Raw genomic sequence first — 13,455 nt, forward strand, 5'->3', positions numbered from 1 at the left:
CGGTATCGGGTAAGAATAGTATTCCGGTGTACAGGATGTTCTTTGCGAAAGAGACGACAAATCCATATTGGCAAGCTCTGTCACCTGCTCTTTGTTTTTAAAATCTACAAATTCTCTGTTGCCAATTTTGGCTTTGTCTGCTTCCGTAAGATTGAGAACGATATGAAAAACCCTGTAGCTTCCGTCTGTATTGGGAGTCATCAGAACATTTTCTACCGGTGCATTGGCAGATGCATTATCTCTGATTACGCTGAAGGTGTAGGTGTGAAAATCGGGTCCGTTTTCTATGTAGATTACATCATCGGTATCTATGGTAATTCCGTTTCCGATGTTTACCAATTTACCTTGCACATTGAGCTGTTTCTTCTCTATCGCTGTTTCTGCCTTTTCAAGATTGGGCAAAAGCTGGCTTCTGTGCTTGGCTTCACTTAGTGAAATTCTTTGGGAAGTAAGCCGCAGTTGGGTTTGTTGTTGCGCTTCTTCGTTGTGTAAGTCTTCGGTTCTGCAGGAGTAAGCAGTAACGGCGACCAAAAGGATCAGGCAGAGCCTGAGAAATAGATTTTTCTTCATACTATTGTGTTAGTTTTAGGGATTAAATATATAAATTATTTTTCAATCACTACTATGTGATTGTTTTTAGCAAAACTAAAAGATTTTTCTTGCCGGTATCATTAATATTTTAATATTTTTGATTAAAATTTTAATGAAATGAAAATAGGAGGTAAAGTACGTAAGTACAGGGAAGTAAAAGGGTGGTCTCAGGATGATCTGGCTCTGCGTTTGGATGTTACTCAGGGAACAATTTCCAACATCGAATCGGACAAAACCATTCCCAATTCTCTTTTATTAAATAAAATGGCTAAAGAACTGGAAGTTGATATTAATGAATTGTTGAATGATTCAACGAGCAATATTATGTCAAATAACGAATTTAGTGACCATGCTGTAGCTGCTGTTAATCAGTATAATCCAGTTTTTAATATTCAGTCTCCTGAGCTTACGGAAAGCATTCTCAAAAATCAGGAGCAGATTACAAAACTTATAGAAGCTCAAAGCAAGCTTATAGAAAGTCTGCTTAAAAACAAATAATGAAATAAGTGAAGAATGTCTTGAAGTGGTCAGGCTTTAGTCGATGTGGTTGTAGCCTTGCTTAGAGTATCTTTATACCATATATAAAGGGTTTTCACCTACTACGATAAATACCAATACCCCCTTCATGAAGGGGGTATTGGTATTTTATGTAACCCTATTTGGGTATTTATAAAATGCCTGCAGCCGCTTATGATGCCGGTTGATTACCGTTTGCAGGCGGTGTTGTGGTGCTTGAAGAAGAGGATGATATAGATGAACTGAAAAACTGTTTCATGTCATCATAGATCACATTGGTTCCCGGTACGTTTTCACCCGAAAGAAACTTCACGTTTCTGTAGAATGTAATAGCATTGTGGTAATTGTCGTGATCCAGCAACACCTTAGTATCAGAAAGCTGCTCGGTAAGAGAGCTTAGCCTTTGAAGTCTGTTTTCTATCTGCTGTCTTGCAGAAAAATCATTGTCAAATTCTGTTTTATCTAAAAACCCAGGTACATGCTGCGGGTATTGCTCCATATAACCCTTTGCTTTGTTTACAAAAAGCTTATTTTGCTCGGCTATTCTGCCATACTGCTGTCTTTGGTCGGGAGTAAGATTGATTGTCTTGCCCTGAAGTACTGCTTCGATGGCTTGAATTGCCTGATCGATGTTAGTAAGTTCGTTTTCAGAAAAAGTAAGACTGATTAAATTGTCAAATGCCATAATAATTTTTTTAAATAATTTGCAAGAACTAAATTAATATATTTTTGGATATGTATAATTATTTGTTTAAAATTTATATAATTGTTTGCTTTTTTGCGTTTTAGTATTGTTTTCATTTAATTTATTATGTTAAATAGTGGTAATGTGATATTATTGTTATATAGATTTTTAATATTAATTTTGTTAATTACGATAGTTAATATAAATTAATTTAAATAAGAATGAAATTTTTTAAAAAGCTAACTGTTTCTGTTTTATGTCTTGGAAGTTTCCTTTCATTTGCTCAGGAAAATGATCTTGGAGCTTGGTATATGTATTTTGGAAATAATAAAATCAGCAAAAAATTAAATTTCCATAATGAAATCCAATATCGTAATTTTGATGGAATCGGAGATTTAGAGCAATTATTAATCCGCACCGGAATAGGATATGATTTGACTGAAAATAACAATAATGTTTTGTTGGGGTATGGTTTTATTCTAAGCCAACCTTATATAAAAGGTGAAAAAACTGAGAATATTGAACATCGTATTTTCCAGCAATTTATTACAAAACAGAAGTTTGGAAGATTCAATTTACAGCATCGTTATCGTTTGGAAGAGCGTTTTTTACAGGATGATTTCAGGATGAGGTTTCGTTATTTATTAGGGTTGAATATTCCGATTAATAATAAGGAAATGTTGCCAAAAACCTTATATGTTTCGGCTTATAATGAGATTTTTTTGAATCTTGATAGTCCGGTTTTCGACAGAAACCGGGTTTACGGAGCTTTAGGATTTGTGATCAATAAAAATATGAGAATTGAAGCAGGTTATATGAATCAGCTTCAGGAAAATAAAAACCGCGGACAAATACAAATTGGTTTTTACAACAATATTCCTACGAGAAATTAAAGTAAAAAAGACTTTGATTCGGTCTTTAAAAACAGAATTTATAGAGTTTTCAAAACTCAAAAAAACAATACTTTTTTTTAACAACTAAATAATCACAACCATGATTCACGATTACGTAATTATTTCCATCGCTGTACTTTTATCGGTGATGATTTTGGTGATGGTAGGGCAGAAGCTCAAAGTAGCTTACCCGATTTTTCTTGTGATTGCAGGCTTGCTCGTAAGCTTCATTCCGGGAATGCCGCAAATAGAAATTGAGCCAGATTTGGTATTTCTTATATTTCTTCCGCCTATTTTATTTGAAGCAGCGTGGTTTACTTCTTGGCAGGATTTTCATAAATGGAGAAAACAGATTTTCTCGATGGCATTCGGATTGGTTTTCTTAACGTCAATTGTTGTAGCTTATCTTTCTTCATCCATTATTCCGGGATTAACGGTTGCAATGGGATTTCTTTTGGGTGGTGTAAATTCTCCTCCGGATGCAGTTGCAGCGACTTCTGTTTTAAAAAACATGAAAATTCCTAAAAAGATTACAACCATCTTAGAAGGTGAAAGTTTAATTAATGATGCTTCAAGTTTAATTGTATTTAAATTTGCTTTGGCAGCTGTAATTTCAGGACAGTTTATCTTCCGTGAAGCGGTGACAGATTTCTTTACAATGGCGATTGGTGGTGTTGCAGTGGGAATTGGGGCTGGCTTGGTTTTCGGGAAATTTTTAAGATTAATTCCTTCCAATTCTAATATTGATACCGTTATTACTTTAATTGTTCCTTATGTAATGTATGTTGCAGCAGAACATTTTCATTTTTCCGGAGTTTTGGCAGTCGTTGCAGGAGGTTTATTAATGTCTTATAATTCGCATTGTTATCTAAGTCATACTTCAAGAATTCAGTCTGGTAATGTTTGGAGCGTTCTTATTTTCCTTATGAATACTATTATTTTCATTTTAATAGGTCTTGAATTACCAATTGTGGTTGCTGCAATGAAAGATTATACGATTTCAGAAGGTATTTTATACAGTATTGTCATTGGAGGAGCTATTATTTTTACACGATTAGCATATAGTTACGCGATTGTGTATGTTCCAAGGCTTTTATCCAAAAAAGTTCGGGAAGAAAACCCAAAACCCGATTGGAAAGAACCATTTATTATAAGTTTTGCGGCAATGAGAGGAGTGGTTTCTTTAGCGGCTGCACTTTCAATTCCTGTTTACATAAGTCCGGGAGAAGCGTTTCCGCACAGAAATATTATTTTATTTGTGACTTTTGTGATTATTCTGATTACGTTAGTCGGACAAGGATTATTGCTGTCTCCGATCCTAAAATTCCTTAAAATTGATGATGCAGGAAGCGATCTTCCGGAAGAAAAACAGGAGGCAATTTTAATGAAAAAATTAAAAGAAACTGCACTTCAAAAGCTAACTTCAGATTTTTCAGAATTGTCTGAAAACAACAGTCTCGTAAGACATCAAATTTATAAGCTGGAAAATGAAATGAAACTGATTGCGGATAAAGCACAATGTATGGGCTCAACCGTAGATTATGCTGCAGCAATGAACGAAAATAAAGATGTTTTAAGACAGGTTATTCAGGCTCAGAGAAATGAACTTCACAAAATGAAACGTGAGAAAATATTCGATGATCATGTGATGAGAACCATTGAAATGCAGCTGGATTTTGATGAAGCTAAAATTACAGGTTTTGCTCATTAAAATACTCAAAAATGTCAATTTTAGTTAAATCAGTGTAATAGACCTGCGACAGATTAGCAGAGAGGAATAAAATTTGCTATTTTTGGGGAAATTTTAGAAATAAAAAATGAAAAATAAAATAATTGTAGGTTTTGCAGCTTTACTTTTGGTAATGTCTTGTAAAAATGACGATAAAATATTGACTTCTTTAGCTGATTATAATTCATCAATGGAAACTGCAGGTTATCATTTTGGTGACAAACTAGATCTTCCGAAAGAGGTTTTAGATAATGCAGAAAGTATTACAATAAGTTTTGGTGAAAAAGAATCTAAAAGTCTTATAGTTGATCCTAAATATTTTATGTTGGGAGATAATGCAATTACTTTTAATATTAAAACTAAAAGTGGCGAAAATCTGTATCAGGACGCAACAATTAATGTGTACAGCAAAGCTCCGGAGCAAAATTTAAATTACGAAATTGTTGCAGAATATCCACATGATCCGAAAAATTTCGTACAGGGTTTTCAAATTGAGGGAAATACAATCTATGAAAGTGAAGGCCAATACGGTTCATCAAGGTTAATTACCTACAAACTTGGAGAAACTACTCCTATTAAAGAAACAAAACAGTCAGATGATGTTTTTTCTGAGGGAAGTACAATTGCTGGAGATAAAGTGTATCAGTTGACTTGGGAAAACAAAAAAGGATTTGTTTACGATAAAAATACGTTAAGCTTAGTTTCAGAATTTGCTTATCCGGATATGATGGTAAAAGGTTGGGGTTTAACGTATGATGGTAAAAATCTTATCGCTTCAGACGGTACAAAAAATCTTTACTTTTTAGATGTAAAAGATCCTTCAAAAATGGTAAAATATATTTCTGTTGCTGGAAATACTTCAGTATATGACCAATTAAACGAATTGGAATATTATAAAGGTTTTATCTATGCAAATGTTTGGCAGAAACCAATTATTCTAAAAATAAATCCTGCTAACGGAGAGGTTGTAGGGAAATTTGATTTTACAGATCTTACCAAACAAAATACAAAAGGAAGTGATGATGTATTAAACGGAATCGCTTTCAAAGGAGATAATATGTTGGTAACCGGAAAAAACTGGTCAAAAATTTACGAAGTTGCTATTAAATAGTTAAAAACTGAAAGCAATTTCTTACTTAATAAAATAAAGATGTAAATTGGTGGCGTTCCTTCGGGAGCGCTATGTTGTTAAAATAGATTTTTTGAAAATATTCTCATTTTTTTTCTTTCTTTTTTTCTGTACTGTTTCGGCGCAGAAAGCTCTTCCTTTTGATTCTTTAAAACTAAAGGAAACGAAAGATATGTTTGCAGATGATTATGGAAATCTCTATTTATATCGGAACAAAGATTTCAGTTTTACGAAATACGATTCTTTAGGAAAACAGTTGGGGAAAATGATGTTTACCGTTCCTTTTCGGGTTCAGGGAGTTCAAAATCCTTTAAGTGTTGCGCTTTTTTCGGAAAATGCTCAGGAAATGAAATTTGTAGATCAGAATCTTAATGAAATTCAGAAACTTGATTTCAGACAGAAATTCACCTTTATAAGACATGCTTATGCGGAAGATCTGCAGCAGATTTGGTTATTAGATGAAAGTACAAAACGTCTTCTTCAGTATAATTTCAGAAACGACACAACAATAAATTCGTTTCCATTTGATGCCAACTTTGATGATTTAATTGATCTTTTGGTTTTCGAAAATAAAGTATATATTTTAACTAAAACGCAATTCAGAGTTTACAATTTAAAGTTTGAAAAACTCTTTGAGGCTCCTGTAGAAAACGGAAAACGTTTCAGAAGAGAGAATGAAGTTATTTTAATTATCGCAAAAAATACTATTTTTAAATACATTCCGGAGAAAGAATTAGCCAAAATTTTTGAAGATCCCGATGCTCAGATTGTGGATAAAAATTCGCTCGCATATTTTGAAGTGAAAGGCAACAAACTCTATCTTTACAGCCTTGAAAATATCGCTGATATTAAAAAAAATAAAGAAGCTGAAAAGCAGAAAAAAGAACTCGAAGAATCCATCGAAAAACTGGAAGTTGAAAAGTCTGAGAAATCAGATATTATCAAATTGATGGATGAAATTGAAGACTTGGGTTTTTAGATTTAAATCATTTCAAAAATAAAGAGACAGAATATGCACATTGCAGTTACAGGAAATATTGGAGCAGGAAAAACGACGTTAACCAGAATGCTTGCAAAACATTACAATTGGGATGCACAGTTTGAAGATGTAGATCACAACCCGTATCTGGAAGACTTTTATGCAGATATGAGCAAATGGAGTTTTGCTTTGCAGATTTATTTCTTGGGAAGCAGATTTCGTCAGGTAAAAGAGATCAGAGAGAGTGGGAAAAATATTATTCAGGATCGTACAATCTATGAAGATGCTCATATTTTTGCTGAAAACCTGAATGATATGAAACTCCTTTCAGACAGAGATTTCAAAAACTACGCTTCACTTTTTGATTTGATGAAAACCTTTGTTTCTGCGCCCGATTTATTAATTTATCTTAAATCTGATGTTCCTAATTTAGTAAAGAAAATCTACAAAAGAGGTCGTGAATATGAAGCGACAATCAGTATAGAATATCTTTCTAAATTGAATAAAAAATACGAAAAGTGGATTACCAATTACACTGAAGGGAAATTACTGATTATTGAAGTTGACGACCTTGATTTTGTTGAAAAACCTGAAGATTTCGGTTTAATTTTAGAGAAGATTGAAACAGAATTAAACGGATTATTTTAATTTTTAGATTAACATAATATTTGGTTCTAAATTTGTTTACCAAATAATACATTCAATCTTTAAAAATCAAATCAAAATGCTGGTAAAAGTTCTTCATAACGGAAATTGTTCAAAATCTAATGCTGTTTTGGAATATTTGGACGAAAATGGTGTTCCGTTCGAAATTATCAATATTGTTGAAGAACCTTTAAGTGTTTTAGAATTGAAAACTTTACTGAAAAAGCTTAATCAAAGCGTATTTCATATCATCAGAAAAGAAGAGAAATTATATCTTGAAAATTATGCAGGAAAAGATCATTCTGAAGAAGAGTGGTTGCAGATTTTATCAGAAAATCCTTCATTAATTCAAAGACCGATTTTAATTAAAGGCTCTGTTGCAATGTTGGGAAGGCCAATTGAAAATGTGAAATTTTTTATCGAAAAATAGTTCTGAAAAAGTCAGATTTATATAAAAATAGAAAAGGTTAGTTTTAAAACTAACCTTTTTTTATTTGCAATTTATTTTTGCTTAAAGCAAAATAACGTTTTCTATTCTTGCGACTTCCTGATAAATACGAACCACCTGATCCGCATCTAAAACAAAAGCGTTTATATTGCAGGCTGTGTATTTTCCGTTTTTACTTTCGCGGTTTCCCATTGTAAATTTTATACCGTCGAATACTTTATAAATTTCCGTCAGTTTTGCCTCATCAGTAGGAATGATAAATTTGAATAAATAATCTTCCGGAAAATCGTGATGACCTTCCAGTTTTTCCTTTAATGATTTGTAAAATTCTTCAGGATTTGCATTTTCATTTCCTTGTAATATTTCCATTTTCTTCCTTAATAATATATAAATATAATGAAATTCGTCTTATTTTCCAAACGGAGCGAGCAAAGACGCAGAGTTTTGCTTTTCGTGATCTTCAATAATATTGAACATCCCGTTAACAAGTTGTTCTGAAGCTAAAGTACTCAATCCACCTGCATTTACACTTGTTTTGTTACCTCCTAATAAGCTTCCCAAAAGATTAGTTCCCGATAATGCTGTATTAATTGTTTTTACAATTCCGTATTTATTAAGTTCCTGCTCAACTCTTGGCGCAATCGCTGCGACAAGCTGTGTCTGAGTTTTTTCTCTTAAAATCAAAGTAGCCGTTCCTTTTTCCCCTTGAATAATTCTCGTAACGTCTTGAGCATTCAAACTGTTAACCGCAGTTTCTAAAATAGGTTTCGAAATGTTTACCGTATAAACAGCTGCTTCAGCAATATATTCTCTCTCTTTTGTAACAATTGAGGGGGCAATTTTCTCCAAAGTGGTATTGATATCACGAAGTTCTTTAGGTAAAGCTTTATCTACCAAATTATTTTGAAGGAAAGCTTCTTTGTTTCCATAAATATTTGCTCCTTTGTTAATTCCGCCAAGCAATACTCTCTTTATAACTGCTAAACCTAAATCTGATGTAGCTAAAGAAGTGCAAGATTGCATCGTCGTATTGATAATTGCACCAGTTCCTAAAATGATAGCTGCTGCGATAATATATTTTTTCATTATAATTTTTTATTCTTTCTAAACTTTGTCAAAGGTAATTACTTCTGTGGTTTGCAACAACACTTTTCGAATGACAAAGAATAAATTGAGTAATTCACTAATTCTATACCAAATTGAAACATTTTTTTCTCTAAACCTTCAAAACTAGCAGTTGACTGCAATTTTTGGAGAAATTTATTGCTTCAAAATGAGAAAATGGTATTTTTAAACGTATGGAATTATCAAAAATTAAGGTTAATTTTAATGATAAGTTAACTGAATATGTGTGTTTCTTAACAAATAATTAAAATTAAACCATTTATAGAAATTTTTTTAACTAATTTTAACAAGATTCAATATTTTTTCTATTTTTGATTAATGTCTTCTTTTGAGAAAAAGAGATTTTAAGATTTGATTATAAAAATCTTACCGACTTTGATTGTACAAGATAAAATTAAACTATATGAAACAAACTAATTTAAAGTATTCTTGTCTTATTGCTGTTTTATACTTCGGTATGAATGTCAATGGACAAGTTACTCCTCAAGACACTTTGCCAAAAGAGCAAAAGATTGAGGAGGTTGTGATGATTGGGTATGGAGCACAGAAAAAAGAAAACGTTACAGGAAGTATTGGTTTGGTTACGGCTAAAGATTTAGCAGATAAACCAAATGCAAACCCACTAAACTCAGTGCAAGGAAAATTGGCTGGGGTAAATATTGTGACATCTGGTACACCAGGTGGATCTCCTCGGGTAGATATTAGAGGGGTTGGATCTTTGTCTGGTAACACTGTTTTCATTGTTGATGGAATGTTAACGGAAGATATTTCTTTCCTTAATCCTCAGGATATCGAATCGATGAGTGTTTTGAAAGATCCTTCAAGTTTGGCAATTTTTGGAGCTAAAGCTGCAAATGGAGCTGTAATCATCAAAACTAAGAGTGGAAAAGGAAAACCTGTTTTTAATGTTAATTCTTATTTAGGTATTAAGAAGGTAACCAATATTCCTAAAATGGTAAATGCAGATCAATACGTTGAATTGTACAATGAAAAATTAATGAATGACAATGGTTCTTCTGCAGGATCTATCAGTAGAGCAAATTTCCCAGCTGATACCAACTGGTTCGAGGAAATTTTCCGCACCAGCATTATAAATTCAAATGATTTCTCTGCTTCAGGAAGTCTTGGTAAATTGAATTATTATGGTAGTGTTGGGTATCTGCAGGATGATGGTAATTTGGCTGCGGGGCAAGGAGTTAATTCAGGAAGTGGTTTTAATAGATTCAATACAAAATTGAATTTAAGTTATAAAATTACAGATAACATTACAATTGGAAATAATTTCTCTTACTCAAAAACAAGAACTGACGTTGCAAATAATCCTTTGTTAAATGCACGTAATTCTCCACCATTATTTGGACCTATGAATCCTGCAACAGGAAGTTATCAGTTTTTCAACGGCTATTCTATTGCAAATCCAAGAGCACAATTAGATCTTTACAGATCACAGATAAGACAGGACAGAATGCTTAATAACGTTTTTATTGATATTAAGTTTTTAAAAGATTTTACTTTTAGAAGTAGTTACACAACTGATAACTATAGTCCAAGCCAATACGAATATACGCCTGCAATTACATATACTCCAAATGCAACTCTTTCGAACCTTATTACAAGGAATGTTCGTAATAGAAACTATGTTTGGGACAACACTATTAATTGGAAAAAAGATTTCGGAAATCATAATTTAGAATTGTTAGCTGGTTTTTCCAGAATTAGAGATTCCAGATCAGAAGATGTATGGATTGCTAAAAATGTAAACTATGACGGGACCAATGGTTCTTTAAATATTTTCAATGGTACTGATATATTTAATTATCACGATACTGCAGCAGCGGTTCAAGATGGTAGACCTGCAGCTACACAAGATCAACAAAGAATTGAATCTTTCTTTGGAAGAATCAATTATGATTATGAAGGTAAATATCTTTTAAATGCTTCTGTACGTAGAGATGCAAGTTCGCAAATATCAACAGACAGATATAAAACTTTTCCAGCCGTAAGTATTGGTTGGGTAGTTTCTAAAGAAGGTTTTATGAGTGAGCAGAATGTTTTTGATTTGTTGAAATTGAGAGCAAGTTGGGGTAAATTAGGTAACCCGAGAGTTAAAAGAGACTTTTCTCAGATTGTAACTAATATTGGTGGAGGTGCATACTATGGTAATACTGGATATCCGGCAGGAACGGTTGACAGAGTGATTGATTCGTCAATTGGTTGGGAAACAACAACAGGTTCAGATTTTGGTGTTGAGATGGCATTTTTAAATAATAAATTAAAAGTTGAGGGAACTTATTATAACAAAGAATCAAAAGATATAGTTTACGGAGTTAATCAAGCCACGATTTCCGGAGCTAGTAATCCATATGATTTTATCACTAATGCTTACTCTTTTAAAAATAAAGGTTTTGAAGTATCTGTAAATTATAATGCAAATCTTAGTGAAAATGTTAAACTTGGAGTTTATGGTAACTTCACAACTCTTAAAAATGAGATCACAAACGTTTATCAAGATTCATTCTTAGAAACAGGAGCTAGTTTATTCGGTAATTCAATTGTAAGATTGCAAGCTGGGCAAGCTGTTGGTTCTTACTATGGATACGAAGTTGCAGGCGTGTTCCAAACTGATGCTGAAGCGGCTGCATCTGGGCAGAACGGAGCAAAGGCAGGATGGTTTAAGTTTGCAGATCTTGATGGAAATGGAGTAATTGATACAAGAGATAAAACTTTCCTAGGTAGCCCCATCCCCAAAGGAACTTATGGATTTGGAATAAACTTGGCGGTTCATTCAATTGATTTTGGAATAGATTTCCAAGGTGTATTTGGTAATAAAATTTATAATTATAACCGTGAGCAACGTTATGGTAATGAAAGTTGGGATCTTGATATGTATAATAACAGATGGACGGGTGCAGGTACTTCCAACACCAATTCTATGATTACTTCAAACCAATCTATTATTTTACCTAGTAGCTTTTATGTAGAAGATGGTAGCTATTTTAGAATCAGAAATATTCAGATAGGATATAATTTACCTTCGTCAATTGCTCAATCTTTATCAGTTAAAAAACTGAGAATATATCTAAGTGCACAAAACCCATTAACAATTTTCAAATATAACGGATTCTCTCCTGAAATTATGAATTCTGATAGAGTACAAATGGGTATTGATAATAATATTTATCCAATTTCTGCTATTTATACAATGGGTATGAACTTAACATTTTAATTAAAAAGTCATGAAAAAAATATTTTTAACAATCTCAATACTTTCATTATTTGTTAGCTGTAATGATGATTTTGTTGATATCAAGCCGGAAGGAGTAGTAGTAGCAGAGGACTTCTTTAAAACAGAAGCTGATGCTATGAAAGCGACGAATGCTATATACAGCTTCCTAAGAAGTTGGGAAAATTCTGGTTTTCCTGCACAATATGTGTTTGGAGTAACTGGAGATGACGTTGAAAAAGGATCAAATCCTGGTGATGCATCTTTTATCAATGCGTATAATAATTTTTCTTTTACAACAAGTGATGACGGAGTTAATGGATACTGGACTGGTCAATGGCAAGCTGTTCAAAGAACAAACCAGGTTATTACCAATGTTCCGAACATTCCTATGGATACAGCTCTTAAAACCAGATTGGTTGCTGAAGCTAAAATGTTGAGAGCTTATTTCTATTTTAATTTGGTAAGAATATATGGTGGCGTTCCTATTTTTGATGGGATACAAACTGATTATATTAATAAACCAAGAAATACTGCTGCAGAGGTATATGCATTTATTGTAAAGGATTTAACTGAAGCATCTGCAATTTTACCGCAAACATATCCTGCAGGTCAGGAAGGAAGAGTCACAAAGGGTGGTGCTCTGGGATTACTTTCAAAAGTTTATCTTTATATGAAAGACTACCAAAAAGCTTATGACGTTTCAAATCAAGTAAAAGGAATGGGATATTCTTTAGATCCTAGTTTTAATCACTTATTTAGACCAGCAGGTGAATTTGGAACTGAGTCAGTTTTCGAAGTTAATTGTGGTTGTTCTCCAGAATTTGGTGGGAGTCAGTATGCAGAAGTTCAAGGGGTAAGAAATCAGTACGGATGGGGTTTCTTTACACCAACTCAAGCATTAGAGAATGCATTTGAACCTGGTGATATCAGAAAACAATTTACCATTCTTAGAGAAGGTCAAACTACACCGGAAGGTGATCTTATCAAAAAAGGAGATCCACAAGCAGGTAACACTTGGAATTATAAAACTTACGTCCCTTCATCACTTAACAATAATGCGTGCGGATATGGATCTATTCAAAACATAAGAATCTTGAGATTTGCAGACATTCTTTTAATCAATGCCGAGGCGGCAAATGAGTTAGGAAATACTGCGGTTGCGATTACAAATATCAACTTAGTAAGAAATAGAGCTCAGCTTGCGAATACAACTGCAACTAATCAGTCTACTCTTAGAACTGCAATTTGGCAAGAGAGAAGGGTTGAATTGGCAATGGAAAATGATAGATTTCCAGATTTAGTAAGAACAGGTCAAGCTGGTACTTTCCTTGGTCCATTAGGATTTCAGACCGGTAAAAATGAATTGTTTCCAATACCTTTAAGAGCAATTACAGATAGTAAAGGTATTTTAACGCAGAACCCTGGTTATTAATAATCAAATATATTTAGAGGAGAATGAAAGTTCTCCTCTTCTTTTAGTATTTAAGTT

The 13,455-nt window shown here is 33.1% G+C and carries 13 protein-coding genes; 9 read left to right on the forward strand and 4 right to left on the reverse strand.

Going from position 1 to position 13,455, the window contains the following annotated elements:
- Nucleotides 1–570 (reverse strand): hypothetical protein (locus OF897_RS10545; protein ID WP_267265646.1); only part of this gene is annotated, 570 nt, incomplete at its 3' end.
- A gap of 138 nt (nt 571–708) precedes the next feature.
- Here OF897_RS10545 and OF897_RS10550 point away from each other — a divergent pair.
- Nucleotides 709–1,089, forward strand: a complete 381-nt coding sequence (locus OF897_RS10550; RefSeq protein WP_267265647.1) for a helix-turn-helix domain-containing protein — start codon at nt 709–711, stop codon at nt 1,087–1,089.
- A 190-nt stretch (nt 1,090–1,279) separates the two neighbouring features.
- Here the strand turns inward: OF897_RS10550 and OF897_RS10555 are convergent, their stop codons facing one another.
- Complete coding sequence (locus tag OF897_RS10555) at nt 1,280–1,792, reverse strand: hypothetical protein (protein ID WP_267265648.1); 513 nt, start codon at nt 1,790–1,792, stop codon at nt 1,280–1,282.
- A 221-nt stretch (nt 1,793–2,013) separates the two neighbouring features.
- Here OF897_RS10555 and OF897_RS10560 point away from each other — a divergent pair, with 221 nt between their 5' ends.
- The 6 genes from OF897_RS10560 (at nt 2,014) to OF897_RS10585 (ending at nt 7,597) form a co-directional block, all read left to right on the forward strand.
- Nucleotides 2,014–2,685 (forward strand): DUF2490 domain-containing protein, encoded by a 672-nt coding sequence (locus OF897_RS10560; protein WP_267265649.1) that lies wholly within the window; start codon nt 2,014–2,016, stop codon nt 2,683–2,685.
- 100 nt (nt 2,686–2,785) lie between these two features.
- Nucleotides 2,786–4,396 (forward strand): Na+/H+ antiporter, encoded by a 1,611-nt coding sequence (locus OF897_RS10565; RefSeq protein ID WP_267265650.1) that lies wholly within the window; start codon nt 2,786–2,788, stop codon nt 4,394–4,396.
- A gap of 106 nt (nt 4,397–4,502) precedes the next feature.
- Nucleotides 4,503–5,525 carry a glutaminyl-peptide cyclotransferase gene (locus tag OF897_RS10570; RefSeq protein WP_267265651.1) on the forward strand — a complete coding sequence of 341 codons (1,023 nt, stop codon included), beginning with the start codon at nt 4,503–4,505 and terminating at the stop codon, nt 5,523–5,525.
- A gap of 91 nt (nt 5,526–5,616) precedes the next feature.
- Nucleotides 5,617–6,522, forward strand: coding sequence for a hypothetical protein (locus tag OF897_RS10575; RefSeq protein ID WP_267265652.1), 906 nt, complete (start codon nt 5,617–5,619; stop codon nt 6,520–6,522).
- Between the two features lie 33 nt (nt 6,523–6,555).
- A complete protein-coding gene (locus tag OF897_RS10580; protein ID WP_267265653.1) occupies nt 6,556–7,170 on the forward strand; it encodes a deoxynucleoside kinase in 615 nt (204 codons plus the stop codon).
- A gap of 76 nt (nt 7,171–7,246) precedes the next feature.
- Nucleotides 7,247–7,597 carry an ArsC/Spx/MgsR family protein gene (locus OF897_RS10585; protein WP_267265654.1) on the forward strand — a complete coding sequence of 117 codons (351 nt, stop codon included), beginning with the start codon at nt 7,247–7,249 and terminating at the stop codon, nt 7,595–7,597.
- An 81-nt stretch (nt 7,598–7,678) separates the two neighbouring features.
- On the opposite strand, the gene OF897_RS10590 is transcribed toward OF897_RS10585, so the two are convergent.
- Both OF897_RS10590 and OF897_RS10595 read right to left on the reverse strand, forming a co-directional pair.
- On the reverse strand, nt 7,679–7,984 hold the full coding sequence (locus OF897_RS10590; RefSeq protein WP_267265655.1) for a DUF493 family protein: 306 nt from the start codon (nt 7,982–7,984) through the stop codon (nt 7,679–7,681).
- A 39-nt stretch (nt 7,985–8,023) separates the two neighbouring features.
- A complete protein-coding gene (locus OF897_RS10595) occupies nt 8,024–8,701 on the reverse strand; it encodes a DUF4197 family protein (protein ID WP_267265656.1) in 678 nt (225 codons plus the stop codon).
- A 442-nt stretch (nt 8,702–9,143) separates the two neighbouring features.
- Here OF897_RS10595 and OF897_RS10600 point away from each other — a divergent pair, with 442 nt between their 5' ends.
- Together OF897_RS10600 and OF897_RS10605 are read left to right on the forward strand one after the other, a co-directional pair.
- Nucleotides 9,144–11,966: a SusC/RagA family TonB-linked outer membrane protein gene (locus OF897_RS10600; RefSeq protein WP_267265657.1), complete on the forward strand. Its 2,823-nt coding sequence runs from the start codon at nt 9,144–9,146 to the stop codon at nt 11,964–11,966.
- Between the two features lie 10 nt (nt 11,967–11,976).
- Entirely contained in the window at nt 11,977–13,398 is a 1,422-nt protein-coding gene (locus OF897_RS10605; protein WP_267265658.1) for a RagB/SusD family nutrient uptake outer membrane protein, read from the forward strand.
- The last annotated feature ends 57 nt before the right edge of the window (nt 13,399–13,455 follow it).

The organism is Chryseobacterium formosum (assembly GCF_026460885.1).
GTDB classification, from domain to species: Bacteria; Bacteroidota; Bacteroidia; order Flavobacteriales; family Weeksellaceae; genus Chryseobacterium; species Chryseobacterium formosus.

Bases quoted from the DNA above. Each gene is read 5' to 3' on its own strand.
- OF897_RS10560 (WP_267265649.1), top strand. From the start codon at position 2,014: ATGAAATTTTTTAAAAAGCTAACTGTTTCTGTTTTATGTCTTGGAAGT.
- OF897_RS10565 (WP_267265650.1), top strand. From the start codon at position 2,786: ATGATTCACGATTACGTAATTATTTCCATCGCTGTACTTTTATCGGTG.
- OF897_RS10600 (WP_267265657.1), top strand. From the start codon at position 9,144: ATGAAACAAACTAATTTAAAGTATTCTTGTCTTATTGCTGTTTTATAC.
- OF897_RS10585 (WP_267265654.1), top strand. From the start codon at position 7,247: ATGCTGGTAAAAGTTCTTCATAACGGAAATTGTTCAAAATCTAATGCT.
- OF897_RS10580 (WP_267265653.1), top strand. From the start codon at position 6,556: ATGCACATTGCAGTTACAGGAAATATTGGAGCAGGAAAAACGACGTTA.
- OF897_RS10595 (WP_267265656.1), bottom strand. From the start codon at position 8,701: ATGAAAAAATATATTATCGCAGCAGCTATCATTTTAGGAACTGGTGCA.
- OF897_RS10555 (WP_267265648.1), bottom strand. From the start codon at position 1,792: ATGGCATTTGACAATTTAATCAGTCTTACTTTTTCTGAAAACGAACTT.
- OF897_RS10605 (WP_267265658.1), top strand. From the start codon at position 11,977: ATGAAAAAAATATTTTTAACAATCTCAATACTTTCATTATTTGTTAGC.
- OF897_RS10550 (WP_267265647.1), top strand. From the start codon at position 709: ATGAAAATAGGAGGTAAAGTACGTAAGTACAGGGAAGTAAAAGGGTGG.
- OF897_RS10590 (WP_267265655.1), bottom strand. From the start codon at position 7,984: ATGGAAATATTACAAGGAAATGAAAATGCAAATCCTGAAGAATTTTAC.
- OF897_RS10570 (WP_267265651.1), top strand. From the start codon at position 4,503: ATGAAAAATAAAATAATTGTAGGTTTTGCAGCTTTACTTTTGGTAATG.